This is a genomic window from Halobacillus sp. BBL2006, assembly GCF_000786645.1.
Classification (GTDB): Bacteria; Bacillota; Bacilli; order Bacillales; family Halobacillaceae; genus Halobacillus.
Window position 1 is genome coordinate 1 of sequence record NZ_JRNX01000991.1, and the last position, 520, is coordinate 520.

At 40.2% G+C, this 520-nt stretch carries 1 pseudogene; it reads right to left on the reverse strand.

Annotation, left to right across the window (positions count from 1 at the left end):
* Nucleotides 1-287, reverse strand: a pseudogene (locus LD39_RS21600) (DUF1510 family protein); the annotation flags it as partial.
* Nucleotides 288-520 lie beyond the last annotated feature (233 nt).

Genomic DNA, 520 nt, shown 5'->3' on the forward strand with positions numbered 1-520 from the left:
TTTTTACTTTTCTCTTCATTGACTTGGAGTTCTTTTGAAGATTCCTCTTTATTGGAATCTTTCTCAGACTCTTTATTCGACGTTTCAGCATCAGATGTTTCCGCAGTACTTGCTTGTTCTGTTTGCTTAGCATTACCTGCTTGATTACTTCCACCGAAAATCATGACAGCGATGTACACGACAATCAATAGAGCAGCTGCACTTAAGAGCAAGGTCACCATCATTGTTCCTTTTCTCCTCTTTTCATAACGGGTAGAACGGGAATTAGGTTTATCTTGTTTTGCCATTTATTGTCTCTCCTCCTTTAAACTCGTTGTATATTATACATCATTCAAAACTTACGACCAATACTTCCATGGTCCTTTCCTTTAAAGAAGTCCAAGCTTTATCTCTTCTGTGATTTTTCTTATGCAAGAAAAGCTCCCTATTCAGGAAGACTAAGTTTCGAGACTTTCATGTGAGAGAATGGTGGCGGGGAAAACGACTCCCTTTCCGCGGCCCTACACGACGTAGGGTCGTT